This is a genomic window from Pantoea sp. EA-12 (assembly GCF_030053355.1).
Classification (GTDB): domain Bacteria; phylum Pseudomonadota; class Gammaproteobacteria; order Enterobacterales; family Enterobacteriaceae; genus Pantoea; species Pantoea vagans_C.
In genome coordinates, this window is sequence record NZ_JASGBY010000022.1 from 61,433 (window position 1) to 75,482 (window position 14,050).

Consider the following 14,050-nt stretch of genomic DNA (forward strand, 5'->3'; position numbering starts at 1 on the left):
CTTTTTATTTCCAGATCGCCATAAATAGCGACCCTACGGCTTTTTTAATACCCGTGCATTTAACAATGCGCATAGCGCCATGATCACACAGGTCGCCAGAAACACGGGCTGCATGCCGAATGCGCCGCCGACAAATCCACCAAACAGCGGTCCCGACACCTGGCCGACATATTGAGCCGAAGTCGAATAGCCCAGCATTTTCCCCACCTGCCCTTGCGGCACGTTATGGCGAATCAACGCCGTCACACAGGGCATCAACCCGCCCAGCGCCATCCCCATCAGGAAACGCAATACCACCAGTTGCCAGGCTTGGGTAATAAACGCCTGGGGAATCAGCAGCACGGCACAGGCAATCAGGCCGTAAACCAACACCCGTCCATGCCCAACCCGATCCGCCAGTCGGCCCAAACGCGGTGCAGAGAGAATGCTGCCCAATGCGGCGGCCGCCATGACCACACCCGCCGTGACCGTAATGGCATGTTCACCCTGGACAAACTGGCCGATATACAGCGTGATAATCGGTTCAATCGACATGTTGGCGAAAATCAGCAACATGCCTGATAACCACATCAGCCTGACCACCGGCAGATTAATCGATTTATCTTCCTCAATATTGCTCTGCGCCGCTTTTTTACTGGCTTGACGCGGTGCTTCTTTTAACAAAAAGGTGGTGGCAAGGAAGGCGAGGAAAATCACCGCACCGGTTAGCCAGAAGGTATGACGAATCCCGATCAGGGGTGGCAGTATCCCGCCCAGCAGCGGCCCCACCACGTTGCCCGCCATAATGCCGGATGAGAGCACACCCAGCGCCCAGCCGGTCTGCTCTTTAGGTGTTTGTGACGCGACCAGAATGGTTGAGCCTGAGGCATAGCCACCCAATAAACCGGCTAACAAGCGCAACGCCACCAGCTGCCACGGCGCGGTTGCCATACCAATCAGTGACATGGCAATCGCCATCCCAAGGCTGGCACGAATCAACATCAACTTACGGCCATAGCGATCGGCCAACTTACCCCACCATGGTGTAGTGAGCGCCGCGCTCAGGAAGGTGGCGCCATAAGCGGCCCCAGACCAACGGGCAATCGCGGCAGGTTCCTGCACGCCAAGCTGCTGCACGTAGATCGGTAAAAAGGGTAACAGTAACGTCATCGCCACGATGGTACTGAACGAACCCAGTACGCAGACACATAAGTTACGCTTCCAGTGTTGCTGCTCAGGCGCTAACACGGTTGAAGAGGACGACATAGTGATTTCCCTGTTTTTTGCTTTTTTAGCAGGCTAACAGCGCTGAAGCTTAGAAAACAGGGTGAGAGGGATATTTGCCAACCAGCGCTGCATTGTTGCCAGATAACAACAATCAACCTTCACCTAATGTATTGATGAGTGCATCACACAGCAGCGTGACCGGCGATGAAGGCTGTGGCTGCTCTTTGAGCAGTAAATAACTGTGCAAGCGATCCATCTGCCACTCTGGTAACACCTGCTGAATCTCCCCACGCCCTAACGCCTCTTGCGTCATGTACGCGGGCAGATAAGCGATGCCCGTACCCGCCAGCGCCGCATTCAGCAGCGCCATGCTGTTGTTGGCGCGAAAGCGGCTATGCACATCCAGCGCCAGTCGCTGTTTGTCGCGTCGAAACGGCAGTGCAGCGGTATGCGCCGGACCGTGAAACAGCAGCAAATCATGGCGTGTCAGGCGCTCAGGGTGATCGATGGCAGGATGCGCCGCCAGATAATCGGGCGTGGCATACAACCCCCACTCAATCGTGCTTAATTCCCGAAAATTGGCCACTTCCGGCGGCCGGGCGCGGATCACAATCGCCACATCTGCACTGGGTTGTGGATCGTCACTGGTGGTGAGTTCAAGGTCGACGTTGATGTGAATATGACGGCGGATAAAGTCATTCAGAGTAGGCACCACACACTGGCAACCAAAGGTGATGGGCGCCTGCAAGCGCACATTCCCGGCGGGCAGTTGATGCACCTGCTGCACAAAGGCATCGGCACGGTGCATCTCTTCCAGCATGCGAGTACAGAACGGATAATAAGCCTGCCCCAACTCGGTCAGCACCACCTTGCGCGTGGTGCGCTGCAGCAGTTTGATGCCGAGCCGCACTTCCAGCCGGGCAATCTCACGGCTGACATGCGATTTAGAGATACCCAAAGTTCGCGCAGCTTCACTGAAACTTTGCCGCTCTACAACGCGCGCAAACAGCATCATAGCGGTGAGATTATCGCTGTTGTCCATGTTCTCAGGCAGGTGAAAAAAGTGAGAACTGAAGATTAAAAGTAAACGACAAAATTAGCACCGAATTTCATCACTGCACTTATTCGTAGCGGCACGATTTATCGCGCATAGCAGAGGCTAAAGTGCCGCTTAAAGACGCGCAACGAGTTGCGCCGCTACGAAGACTGCACTGAGAAAATAGCTTGAGCTTGTCTCAACTGGCCACCGCCAACGGGAATAACAAACGTTCCTGTTCAACGCGACGCTGGCGGCGTAACTGGCCCGGCGTGACGCTAAAATAATTTTTAAAGGTGCGGGTGTAGGCCTGTTGGGTATCAAACCCGTAGCTCATCGCCACCTGTAAAATCGCTTCATCACTGTTAATCAGCGTGAGCGCTGACTCAGTCAACCGGCGCTGGCGAATGTACTCTGCCAGAGAGAAGCCCGTGTGTTGACGGAACAGACGTTGTAGATGCCAGCGGGAGTATCCCGAGCGGCGTGCTACTTCATCCAGATGCAGATCGTGACCTAAGTTGTCTTCTATCCAGTCCAGCAAACTACGGATAAATTCGCTCTGATTCATGGGAACCTCCTGCTTCGACAATATGTCCAGTGCAGTCACTGTAGCGCGTTAAATTTATCCCTTAATTAGCAGAAAATTAGCGCAGAATTAGCAAGGAGGGAAAGCAGTGTAATTATCTACTAAGAATCCGAAGGTAAACTGCGTTCATCAGTCTGGGAGAACACTATGCGCGTGCTGCTGGTAGAAGATGATGAAATGATTGGCGCCAACTTGCAGCAGGCGCTGGAAGCGGCGGGCTGGTCAGTGGACTGGGTGCGCGATGGCGTGTATGCCACCAATGCCTGGTCTGAGGGCGGCTATACCTGCGTATTGCTTGATTTAGGCTTGCCGCGTGAAGACGGCATCCACGTTTTAAAACGTGCGCGTAGTCGTGGCGATATGACGCCGGTACTGGTCCTGACTGCGCGTGACACCGTACAACAGCGAATTCAAGGCCTCGACAGCGGTGCTGATGACTATTTGCTCAAACCCTTTGATTTGCAAGAGGTACTGGCGCGCATGCGTGCAATCACCCGACGTCGTCACGGTGCGGCGGATTCCCTGTTAGGTAGCGGCGATGTGCAGCTGGATATGATGACGCGCGAGGTATTGTATAAAGGCCAGCGCGAACAACTCACCGCCCGTGAATATGCGTTGCTGTATGCACTGCTGGAACGTCCCGGCGCGATTTTATCGCGCGAACAATTAGAAAACCGCATCTATGGCTGGGGAGAAGAAGTCACCAGTAACGCCGTTGATGTGCTGATCCACGGCATGCGCCGCAAGCTTGATAACGAAGTGATTCGTAACGTACGCGGCCTGGGCTGGCGAGTACCGGCAATATGAAACCTTTCACCTTTATGCGCTCCTTGCGTAACAAATTGCTGGTCACCCTGGTGCTGTTGCATCTGGCGATGATTGGCGGCGTCACCTGGTATTTCTACCACTGCTACGGCGACATGATGGGCACCATGAAGGACGATCAACTCGCGAAGATCGCCGATGCCTGGTCCTCCAGCCAACGCATGCCCGCACTGATGCCAATGGTGGTTCAGCAAGAGAAACTGAAAAGCACCTATATCGTTCAACTTTGGGACGCCAACAATCATCTGCGCGCCAGCTCCTGGCCTGCGTTACAGGCACCGCTCCAGCCTAAAAAAGGCTGGTCAGATTTGAAAGTGGGCGACTGCGGCGATGACTGTGAATGGCGTGTCTATACGCGCCCCGGTGAGCTGGGCAGTGAAATTGGCAATATTCAGGTGTTACATAACATTGGCTACATGAAGAGCTTGATGGTGAAGCGGGTACTTTCCGCCATCATTCCGTTGATGCTAATGATGCCACTCTCGCTGCTGGTGATATGGTTGGTGGTGCGCGCGATTACCCGAGATTTGCGCGTGGCGTCGCGGCAAATTGCCGCGCAGGAAACGCTGCACCCTCACGCGGTTTCACCCAACAGCCTGCCCGATGAGGTTTTGCCGCTGGTCGCGGCCTATAATTCGCTACTGGATAAACTGCGTGCGGCCTGGTCTTCACAGCGTCAGTTCCTGGAAGATGCCGCACATGAGTTACGCACGCCGGTGACCGCCGTCACTCTCCAACTGGAAAATCTGCGTCAGCATATTCAACCGGGCGAGGCCAGCCGACAGTTTGACCAGTTGGAAGCGGGCGTCACACGCACGCGCCATTTGGTGACGCAACTGCTCAACATCTCGCGGCAGGAAGATCAGTCGGTGGTGGCTTCCGTCGAGACCATCGACATCGACGATCTGCTCAAAGAGAGTATTGAACAACTGATGGTGGTGGCAGACAAACGCGGGATTGATATTGGCTTTAACGGCACGACGCATTACCGCCTGCACGCCAGCCGCTCCGATTTGCGCAGCCTGTTCGATAACCTGATAGGCAATGCCATGCTGCACACGCCAGAGGGTAGCCTGGTGGATGTGCTGTTACATCGCGTGGGCAATCACACCGTGGTGGATATCGTTGATAATGGTCCAGGCATGCCGGAATCCTTTATTGAACGCGCCTTTGACCGCTTTACGCGCTCGCCGGATGTGCAGGCACAGGGCAGCGGCCTGGGGCTGTCCATTGTTCGTAGCGTGGCGCAGAAGCATCAAATGCAGGTGGCGCTGTCCAACTGTCATAATTCGCAAGGCGAGATTTCTGGCTTGCAGGTACGTGTGACCTTGCCTTAATTCGGCGGTTGCTGACGTTTTCGGTAGAGCGCGGTCTTCAGGCCGCGCGATAAATCGCGCCACTACCTCCTTTTTAAACATCCCATCAAATTACCGCTGTACGCGACAACGTAATCGGTTGCGGGGTTCCGTTCGCAACACGCCTTTTTTGTGATCATAGTCACATTTCAGATGAATCAAAATGCAACACATTTTGACAAACGTGATCAAAATCTATTTCCTATCGCTCTGTTACAGGCACATTACGCGCACTTGAAAATTCGGCGATTCAGACCGTTTAAAACAACACACTACCCATCCCCTGGGATCGATTTGACACGATCGCGGCGCATTCGCGGTGATCACAAGCATGTGGATAACAATAATGAAATTTAAAGCATTGATAGCAGGGGCCTTACTGGCCAGCAGCTGGACCGGCGCGGCACAAGCGGCAGACAGCGATCCGCAGTATCTTTCAGACTGGTGGCACCAGAGCGTCAACGTGGTGGGCAGTTACCACACGCGCTTCGGACCTCAGTTCAATAACGATGTGTATCTTGAATACGAAGCCTTTGCCAAAAAGGACTGGTTCGATTTCTACGGCTATGCCGACCTGACCAACTTCTTTGGTGCAGGCAACAGCAACGCTAACGGCATTTTCGACCACGGTTCGCCGCTGTTCATGGAAATTGAGCCGCGTTTCTCTATCGATAAACTGACCGGCACCAGTCTGGCATTTGGTCCGTTTAAAGAGTGGTACTTCGCGAACAACTATATCTATGACATGGGTCGCAACGCTTCACAGCGTCAAAACACCTGGTACATGGGTCTGGGTACCGACATTGATACCCACAGCGATATCGGTCTGTCCCTGAACGTGTATGCCAAATACCAGTGGCAGAACTATGGTGCGGCGAACGAAAACAGCTGGGATGGTTATCGCTTCAAGGTGAAATACTTTGTGCCGATTACCGATCTGTGGGGCGGTAAGCTGAGCTATATCGGCTTCACCAACTTCGACTGGGGCTCTGATCTGCGTGACGAAACCGGTCCATCACGCACCAGCAACTCGATCGCCTCTAGCCACATCCTGTCGCTGAACTACGATCACTGGCACGTTTCCACCGTGGCGCGTTATTTCCATAACGGCGGACAGTGGGCGGATGGTCAAGAGCTGAACTTCGGCAACGGTCCGTTTGAAGTGAAATCAACCGGCTGGGGTTACTACTTGGTGGTGGGTTACAACTTCTGATTGCAAAAACCGGGTCGCCATAAATGGCGACCCTACAAGCATTTATACGGTTTTTCGTAGGGTGCGCATTTATGCGCAGCTGGTAACATACGCGCAATGAATTGTGCCGCCACGCATCTCAACAACACCTGTCAAATCTGCGGTTTATAGGCATTCACCATCCAGGGCACGCCGAACTTATCGGTGAACATGCCAAAGCCGTGCGCCCAAAAGGTCGGTTCCCACTTTTTCGTCACCTCTCCGCCTGCCGATAACGCATCAAACCACCGCTTGCCTTGTGCCTCATCCGGCGTTGATAAGCTCACGGAAAATCCTGCGTAATTCGCCTGCGGCGCACCATCGCTCATCATCAGTTCGCCCTGCCCGATCCGCAGGTGCGCGTGCATTATCTGTTCGGGTGAGAACGTCATGCCAGATGGGCAGCCTTCATCTTCGACAGTTGTTTCGTCCGGCATATCGCCAAAGGTCATTTTGAACAGCAGTTCACCGTCGGTCGCGTCAAGATAGAAGGCGATCGCCTCTTCGCAGCGGCCGTTGTAAAACACATAGGGAGTAATTTGCATGGTCAGTTCTCCAGAATTGGAACGTCCAGTGCAAGTGTAGTGCGCAATTTTTAATCAGATGGGAGCCAGGCCGCACTCTTACCTTTGTTGACAGTAGCGCCGGAATAATTGGGCCATATAAGCACTCATCGGCGTCAGCGCGGTGTCTTTTCGTTGAATCAAATAGAACGTGGCTCTCGGCAGCGGATCGTCAAGATCGAGAGCAATTAACTGCCCGCCGTGGGTAGGATCTTCAATCACATCGCGCGAGATAATACTGACGAAATCGCTCTTCGCCACCAGACTGGTACAGGCCATAAAGGTCTCACAGGTGACGACGATCTTCGGTGCCATGCCGCGCTCACCAAACAAATCGTGCAACAGCCGGTAATAGCTGCCTTGCGGCGTCGGCATGGTCCAGTCACAGTGCTGCAATTCCGTGAGTGATCGCGCATGGGCCATGGGATGCCCTTTGCGCATCACCACCTGATAGTCTCGCTGCATCAAGCGTTCAAAAATCAGTTCCTGATCCAGATGGTGTTGATCGTAGGTATTGATGGTGAAATCCAGTGCGCCCTGTCGCAGTTCATGCACCATCGACACCAGTTGTCCCTCAACAATGCGCACCTTCACCAGCGGATATTCACGATGAAACTGAGTGATCACCTGCGGCATGATGGTACGCGCGATACTGCCGCCTACACCAATATTGACCCGGCCACCGGCCAGTCCCAGGCGTTGCTGAATATCCTCCTGCGCCACACGCAGCTCTTCCAGCACCAGACTGGCATGTCGAAAAAAGTTATCACCGATGTCAGTCAGCGTGACGCCTTGCTGACGCCGTTCGAACAGGCGCGCACCGAGCGCCAGCTCTAGTTCCTGGATCGCTTTGGTCAGTGCAGGCTGCGATAGCCCCGATAAGCGGCTCGCCGCCCGAATACTGCCCTGGCGCGCCACATCGACAAAGGCACGCAGCTGATGAAGTTTGAGGTTGGCAGGCATGATTTTTGTGATAACCGTTGTTTATCAGTGACAAGATATTCGCATCTTATGCGCACCAATACCATTGTGTAGATTCGGGTTAATGCATAAAAAACCAACACAAAGGATATGCCGATGAAAACCCTCTCCGACCTCGTCAACGCGCGGATACCACAGATGCAAATCTGGCGTCGCGATCTGCACCATTTTGCCGAATCGGGCTGGCTGGAGTTCCGTACCGCGACCTTAGTCGCTGAAGAGCTGCATCGCCTTGGTTATCAGCTGAAGCTGGGCCGTGAAGTGATCGATGCTGATGCGCGTATGGGCTTACCCTCTGACGAAGTGCTGGCGCAGCAAGAAGCCCGCGCGTTAGAGCAAGGTGCACTGCCGCAGTGGATCTCCCATTTCTCTGGCGGTTTCTGTGGCGTTGTCGCCACGCTGGAAACCGGTCGTCCCGGCCCGGTAATGGGCTTCCGGGTCGATATGGATGCACTGGACCAGAACGAAAGCCGTGATGCCGACCATATCCCGACCCGCGAGGGTTTTGCCTCCTGCAATGCTGGCATGATGCATGCCTGCGGTCACGACGGGCACACCACCATCGGACTGGCGCTGGCGGGCGTGTTGATGGAGATGAAAGATCAGCTTAGCGGCACCATTAAGATCATCTTCCAACCCGCCGAAGAAGGCGTGCGCGGTGCGAAAGCGATGGTCGCTGCAGGCGTGGTGGATGATGTGGATCTGTTTACCGCCATCCACCTCGGCACAGGTGTGCCCGCAGGCGAAATCGTTTGCGGCAGTGATAGCTTCCTCGCCACCACCAAACTGGATGTGAGTTTTACCGGCGTCGGCGCACATGCAGGCGGTAAACCAGAAGAGGGCCGTAATGCCCTGCTCGCCGCCGCACAGGCTACGCTGGCATTGCATAATCTGCCGCAACACAGCGGCGGCGTGGCGCGCGTTAACGTCGGCGTATTGCAGGCGGGCACCGGCCGTAACGTGGTACCGGATTGCGCACTGATGAAAGTGGAAACCCGTGGCGTCAGCAATCAGGTTAACGACGATATCTATCAGCAGGCCTTGCGCGTCATCGCTGGCGCAGCGGCGATGTATGGCGTTGAGTACGATATCAAACTGATGGGCGGCGCTCGCAGCTGTACGCCGAGCCAGCCGTGGGTGGATTTCATCCACCAGCAGGCCGATGCGATGGGCATTTTCACCTCGGTCATTGATACCAAACAGCAAGCGGCGGGTTCAGAGGATGCTACCTACATGCTGGAGCGCGTGCAGCAGCGCGGCGGCCACTCTTCGTATGTGATCTTCGGCTGCGATCTGGCAGCAGGTCATCACAACGCCAAATTCGATTTTGATGAAGCGATCATGGCCACTGCAGTGCAAACACTGGCCACCGTGGCGCTGAACCAGGCGCAGTTTGGAGGACAACGATGAGCCACCACGACTTTATCGATCACTACATCAACGAGAACCAGCCGCGCTTTACTGCGCTCAGCGATGCCATCTGGGATGTACCAGAAACCCGCTTTGAAGAAACGCAATCTGCCGCCATTCTGGCCGATGCGCTGGAGCAGGAAGGTTTTCGCGTTGAACGCGGCGTCGGCAATATCGATACCGCTTTTATCGCCAGCATTGGCAGCGGCAAGCCGGTGATTGCGATTCTGGGTGAGTTTGATGCACTGGCCGGTTTAAGCCAGCAATCGGGCTGCGCCACGCCACAACCGCTGGTCGAGAACGGTAACGGACACGGCTGCGGGCACAATTTATTAGGCACCGCCGGACTGGCTGCCGCCTTCGCCATCAAAGCCTGGTGGGCGCAGAACAGTCAACGCGGCACATTGCGTTTTTATGGTTGTCCGGGCGAAGAAGGCGGTTCCGGCAAAACCTTTATGGTGCGTGAAGGGCTGTTTGATGATGTCGATGCGGCTGTCACCTGGCATCCTGAAGGGTTCAGCGGCATGTTCAACCTCAGTACCCTTGCCAACATTCAGGCCGCGTTTCACTTCAAGGGCGTCGCCGCGCACGCAGCTAACTCCCCGCATCTGGGCCGCAGCGCCTTAGATGCCGTCACCCTGATGAATACCGGTGCCAACTTCTTACGCGAGCACATCGTGCAGGAAGCCCGCGTGCACTACGCCGTAACCAATACCGGCGGCGTCTCTCCCAATGTGGTGCAGGCCGATGCCGAAGTGCTGTATCTGATTCGCGCACCGGAACTCGACCAGGCCCAGGATATCTATCAGCGTGTGATCAACATCGCCAAAGGCGCGGCCCTGATGACGGACACCACCATGACGGTGCGATTCGACAAAGCCTGCTCCAACTATGTGCCCAATCGTGCGTTGGAAGCGGTCATGGAGCGCAATTTGCATCAGTTTGGCCTGCCAGCTTACAGCGCGGATGAGCAGCAGTTTGCCGCCGAGATCCGTGCCACGCTAACCAAAGACGATCTGCGCAATGCGCGCCTGAATGCAGCACGCACCGGCGGTGAAGCGGGCGTGGCGTGGACAGAGGCGCTGGGTGACAAGATTTTGATGGATGAGGTGGCGCCGTACGCCGTCACGCGCGAGCTGCTGTACGGCTCAACCGATGTCGGCGATGTCAGCTGGGTCACGCCGACGGCACAGTGCTTCGCGCCCTGTTTTGCCTTCGGTACCCCGCTGCATACCTGGCAACTGGTGGCGCAGGGCCGCACCTCGCTGGGTCACAAAGGCATGTGTCTGGCCGCCAAAGTGATGGCCGCCACCGCGCTGACCTTGTTGCAGGATGAGGACGCGCTGGCACGCTGTAAAGAAGAGTTCCAGCGTGTACGCCGCGAACAGCCCTATGTTTGCCCAATACCGGCAGACGTCACACCATCGAAGTTGTCATCCTGAAATAAACGCGGTGCTCCGACTAAGTGCGCATAAATGCGCACACGACGGGGCTTAGGCGCAGTTGTAAGGTTTACCACAGTTGTAGGGGGCGCCTTTATGCGCCCAGAAATATCTAAAACACTATAAAAATGACAGCCCCAACGCGGGCATGCAAATACAACAAGACGACTAATGAGGCAAAGCTGATGGAAGTGACTACGGAGAACCGCAGCCCAGGGAAGCTGTTTAGCTGGATAGAGCGCATCGGCAATAAAGTGCCGAACCCATTCTTACTGTTTGTTTATCTGATCGTGGTATTGATGGTGGCCACCGCCATTATCAGCGCCTTTGATCTGGCGGTGAAAAATCCCACTAACGGCGAGCTGGTACGCGTCAATAACCTGCTGAGCGTAGCGGGAATCCAGTGGATCCTGCCGAACATCATCAAAAACTTCAGTGGCTTTACGCCACTCGGCTCGATTCTGGCGTTAGTGATTGGTGCAGGTCTGGCCGAGAAAGTCGGCCTACTGCAATCGCTGATGGTGAAAATGGCCTCACGCGTGAGCCGTCGATACGCCAGTTATATGGTGCTGTTCATTGCCTTCTTCAGCCATATCTCATCGGATGCGGCGCTGGTGGTGATGCCACCGCTCGGCGCACTGATCTTCCTCGCAGTGGGTCGTCATCCGGTAGCGGGTCTGCTGGCAGCGATTGCCGGTGTGGCGTCTGGATTTACGGCCAATCTGCTGATCGTCACCACCGACGTCCTGCTGTCGGGTATCAGTACCGAAGCGGCGAAAGCGGTGAGCGATACCGTGCACGTCAGCGTGATCGATAATTGGTTCTTTATGGCCAGTTCGGTGATCGTGTTGACGGTAGTGGGCGCGATCCTCACCGATAAATTTGTGGAGCCGCGCCTGCCTGCATGGAACGGTGGTCATCAAGACCGCCTGCCGCCGCTCACGGCACTGGAAAATCGCGGCCTGAGAGCGGCCGGTATTGCCGCTCTGGTGTTTATTGCGCTGATGGCGCTGCTGGTGGTGCCGGAACACGCACCGCTGCGCAACCCGAAAACCGGCGGCATTATTCCTTCGCCATTTATTCAGGGCATTGTGCCAATCATCATCCTGTTCTTCTTTGTGGTGGCGATTGCTTACGGCGCAGTGACGAAGCAGATTCGTCGAGCCGATGACATCCCACAGTTGCTGGTCGATCCGATGAAGAGCATGGCGGGCTTTATTGTGATGGTGTTCCCGCTGTCGCAATTCGTCGCCTTCTTCAACTGGAGCAACATGGGCAAGTTTATGGCTATCGGCCTGACCGATATGCTGGAGAGTGCCGGGATCAGTGGCGCACCCGCTTTCCTTGGCCTGATGTTCCTGTCAGCGTTTCTCTGCATGTTTATCGCCAGCGGCTCAGCTATCTGGTCGATTCTGGCGCCGGTATTTGTGCCGATGTTTATGTTGCTCGGTTTCCATCCGGCCTTTGCACAGATGATTTTCCGCATCGCTGACTCTGCTGTCTTGCCGCTGGCACCGATGTCACCCTTCCTGCCGTTGTTCCTGGGCTTCCTGCAGCGATACCAAAAAGATGCACAACTTGGCACCTATTATGTGCTGATCTTCCCCTATCCTGTGGTGTTCTTCATTAGCTGGATTGTGCTGCTACTGGTCTGGTACGCACTCGGCTTACCGATTGGTCCGGGCGTCTATCCAAGCCTGCACTAAGCGCATCGCCATGGACGGCGATCACACTTCTGTGAACTGCAACGTAGATTGCGAAAATGTCACCGTTACGCCTCTCGGCAACCTCCGATGAATTGATTATTCTGCTATTCCTTCGCTTGCTAACGGTTAATTATTTTTAAAACCCATAAAACCGCGCGAGTTCTGCAAACACCGAGGTTTATCCAATAATGACAACAATCACTTCGACAGGGATGACGAACAACAACATCGCAGCCGATCGCCGCACCTTAGCCGGGCGCATTGATGCACTGCCTTCATCCGCAGGGCTGTGGCGTTTTATTACGCTGCTGGCACTGGGCGGATTTTTTGAGCTCTACGATCTGTTCGAAACCGGCTATATCAGTTCTGGCCTACTCGCTGCTGGCGTGTTTCACACGGGGTCTGAAGGGGTATTTGGTTTTGCTGATCAGGCTGCGTTTGCCTCTGCCACCTTCCTCGGCCTGTTTGTTGGTGCCAGCCTGCTTGCGCCCTATGCCGACCGCTTTGGCCGCCGTCTCACCTTTATGTGTGCCCTCGCATGGTACGGCGTCTTCTCACTGCTGATGGCGTTCCAGCAGAGTGCGGAGATGATCATCCTGTTCCGCTTCCTGGTCGGGATTGGTCTCGGCGTTGAGCTGGTGACCATCGATACCTATCTGTCCGAATGGGTCCCTGCGCACCTGCGTAGCCGCGCCTTTGCGTTCTCGTTCTTTATTCAGTTCCTGTCGGTGCCGGCGGTGGCACTGATGTCATGGTGGCTGGTGCCGCAAACCATCCTGAGTCTGGAAGGCTGGCGCTGGGTGGTGATTGCCGGTGCGGTCTGCTCGTTGGTGATCTGGCTGATTCGTAAAAATCTGCCAGAATCTGCCCGTTGGCTGGCGCAGCAGGGCCGTCATCAGGAAGCGCATAAGGTATTGAGTGAGATGGAAACACGCTGTGGTATCGCGCCGGGTGAAGACTTCTCTAACAGCGATGCTGCCGCACAACTGCCGAAAAAAGGCCGCTTCAGCGAGATTTGGGCACCGGCTTATCGCAAACGTACCCTGATGCTGGTAGTGATGAACTTCTTCCAGGCGATTGGCTTCTTCGGTTTCGGCAACTGGCTGCCTGCACTGCTTTCAGGTAAAGGTGCGACCGTGACCCACAGCCTGCTGTATGCCTTTTTCATCACGCTGGCCTACCCGCTGGGTTCACTGATTTGCAGCCGCTACGCCGATAAGATTGAGAACAAATGGCAGATCGTCTTCTCTTCATTGATGACCGTGGTGTTCGGTACGCTGTTCGCGCTGGTCACCAACCCGGTGCTGATGATCATCTGCGGATTCCTGATCACCTACAGCAACGCATGGCTGACCTTCAGCTATCACGCCTACCAGACCGAGATTTTCCCGACCCATATTCGCGCGCGTGCAGTGGGCTTCTGCTACTCCTTCAGCCGCCTGTCGACCGTGTTCAGCAGTATTTTGATTGGCATTATTCTGCAGTACGCCGGCAGCCAGGGCGTGATCGCCTTTATCGTGCTGAGTATGTTGATGGTGATGCTGTCAGTGGGGATTTACGGTCCGAAGACGCGCGGGCTGGATTTAGAGAATATTTAAGAATTGCTAAGTGCGATTGAGAAACGGTGCGCATAAATGCGCACCCTACAGTGAGGATGCGGTTTTGTAGGGTTGGCATTTATGCCGACCAGGTTCAAAACCGCACCTACC

Annotated in this window: 12 protein-coding genes; 7 read left to right on the plus strand and 5 right to left on the minus strand. The window is 55.1% G+C overall.

The window, feature by feature from the left end; genetic code table 11:
* Positions 1–33 precede the first annotated feature (33 nt).
* The 3 genes from QMZ30_RS23750 to QMZ30_RS23760 form a co-directional block, all read right to left on the minus strand.
* Positions 34–1,245, minus strand: coding sequence for an MFS transporter (locus QMZ30_RS23750; RefSeq protein WP_283229120.1), 1,212 nt, complete (start codon positions 1,243–1,245; stop codon positions 34–36).
* Positions 1,246–1,357: 112 nt separating this feature from the next.
* On the minus strand, positions 1,358–2,248 hold the full coding sequence (locus QMZ30_RS23755; protein ID WP_058969612.1) for a LysR family transcriptional regulator: 891 nt from the start codon (positions 2,246–2,248) through the stop codon (positions 1,358–1,360).
* Positions 2,249–2,441: 193 nt separating this feature from the next.
* On the minus strand, positions 2,442–2,810 hold the full coding sequence (locus tag QMZ30_RS23760) for a helix-turn-helix domain-containing protein (RefSeq protein ID WP_039335855.1): 369 nt from the start codon (positions 2,808–2,810) through the stop codon (positions 2,442–2,444).
* Positions 2,811–2,975: 165 nt separating this feature from the next.
* Here QMZ30_RS23760 and QMZ30_RS23765 point away from each other — a divergent pair, with 165 nt between their 5' ends.
* From QMZ30_RS23765 to QMZ30_RS23775, 3 genes are all read left to right on the plus strand, one after another.
* A complete protein-coding gene (locus QMZ30_RS23765; RefSeq protein WP_283229121.1) occupies positions 2,976–3,635 on the plus strand; it encodes a response regulator in 660 nt (219 codons plus the stop codon).
* Positions 3,632–4,990 (plus strand): sensor histidine kinase, encoded by a 1,359-nt coding sequence (locus QMZ30_RS23770; RefSeq protein ID WP_283229122.1) that lies wholly within the window; start codon positions 3,632–3,634, stop codon positions 4,988–4,990. The genes QMZ30_RS23765 and QMZ30_RS23770 overlap by 4 nt, the downstream gene beginning before the upstream one ends.
* A 364-nt stretch (positions 4,991–5,354) precedes the next feature.
* The gene (locus QMZ30_RS23775; RefSeq protein ID WP_039335850.1) at positions 5,355–6,221 is read left to right on the plus strand and encodes a nucleoside-specific channel-forming protein Tsx; all 867 of its coding nucleotides are present in this window, start codon (positions 5,355–5,357) and stop codon (positions 6,219–6,221) included.
* Between the two features lie 131 nt (positions 6,222–6,352).
* On the opposite strand, the gene yjdN is transcribed toward QMZ30_RS23775, so the two are convergent.
* The gene (yjdN, locus tag QMZ30_RS23780) at positions 6,353–6,784 is read right to left on the minus strand and encodes a VOC family metalloprotein YjdN (protein WP_283229123.1); all 432 of its coding nucleotides are present in this window, start codon (positions 6,782–6,784) and stop codon (positions 6,353–6,355) included.
* A 78-nt stretch (positions 6,785–6,862) separates the two neighbouring features.
* Positions 6,863–7,765 carry a LysR family transcriptional regulator gene (locus QMZ30_RS23785; protein ID WP_283229124.1) on the minus strand — a complete coding sequence of 301 codons (903 nt, stop codon included), beginning with the start codon at positions 7,763–7,765 and terminating at the stop codon, positions 6,863–6,865.
* 114 nt (positions 7,766–7,879) lie between these two features.
* On the opposite strand from QMZ30_RS23785, the gene QMZ30_RS23790 reads away from it, so the two are divergent.
* From QMZ30_RS23790 to QMZ30_RS23805, 4 genes are all read left to right on the plus strand, one after another.
* Positions 7,880–9,193 carry an amidohydrolase gene (locus QMZ30_RS23790; RefSeq protein ID WP_283229125.1) on the plus strand — a complete coding sequence of 438 codons (1,314 nt, stop codon included), beginning with the start codon at positions 7,880–7,882 and terminating at the stop codon, positions 9,191–9,193.
* On the plus strand, positions 9,190–10,635 hold the full coding sequence (locus tag QMZ30_RS23795; protein WP_283229126.1) for a M20 family metallopeptidase: 1,446 nt from the start codon (positions 9,190–9,192) through the stop codon (positions 10,633–10,635). Before QMZ30_RS23790 ends, QMZ30_RS23795 begins: the two co-directional genes overlap by 4 nt.
* A 185-nt stretch (positions 10,636–10,820) precedes the next feature.
* Entirely contained in the window at positions 10,821–12,341 is a 1,521-nt protein-coding gene (abgT, locus tag QMZ30_RS23800; RefSeq protein WP_283229127.1) for a p-aminobenzoyl-glutamate transporter, read from the plus strand.
* Positions 12,342–12,529: 188 nt separating this feature from the next.
* On the plus strand, positions 12,530–13,939 hold the full coding sequence (locus tag QMZ30_RS23805) for an MFS transporter (protein ID WP_283229128.1): 1,410 nt from the start codon (positions 12,530–12,532) through the stop codon (positions 13,937–13,939).
* Positions 13,940–14,050 lie beyond the last annotated feature (111 nt).